The 423-nt window shown below is 36.2% G+C and carries 1 protein-coding gene; it reads right to left on the bottom strand.

The genetic code is table 11. The features are described 5' to 3' along the window. A partial coding sequence (locus L977_RS06500) for a terminase large subunit domain-containing protein (RefSeq protein ID WP_047625357.1) occupies nt 1-423 on the bottom strand: 423 nt, incomplete at both ends.

Below are 423 nucleotides of genomic sequence, written 5' to 3'. Positions count from 1 at the left end.
GAACATTCTTTGACCTGCTCATGATTTTCTAGCATGTAAAGCAAGCCGAATGACCTATCATTGTAAAATTCTTCTTCTGATTTGAATCGTTCAACAAGTTTATCATAAAGTCCGTCGCGTTTAAGTCCGCCAGAAGTGATGTAAATACTTTGCCAGTTATCTTGTTTTTGACGTGAACCTTTATTAACTGACTCTGTTATATCCTCGCCATAGGTATGGACTTCATCAAATATATTAAGGGAACTGTTACCACCTTGCGCTCGTAAAGTATCATTTGTTTGCTTTTTAAAAGTGGTTTTGAAAGACGTAAATTCTAGCCCTTGTTTTGTACTCTTGAAAATCTTGTTTTCATTGTACACTCTTAATGTATCACTTGCTTCCGTTTGATTCCTAACTTGGTCAAATACGTGTCTAGCCTGTGTA

It is taken from the genome of Enterobacter sp. ZOR0014 (assembly GCF_000798855.1).
GTDB classification, from domain to species: domain Bacteria; phylum Pseudomonadota; class Gammaproteobacteria; order Enterobacterales; family Enterobacteriaceae; genus Enterobacter; species Enterobacter kobei.
The sequence above is the reverse complement of the archived record's forward strand: the minus strand, read 5'-3'. Positions and strand labels throughout refer to the sequence as shown.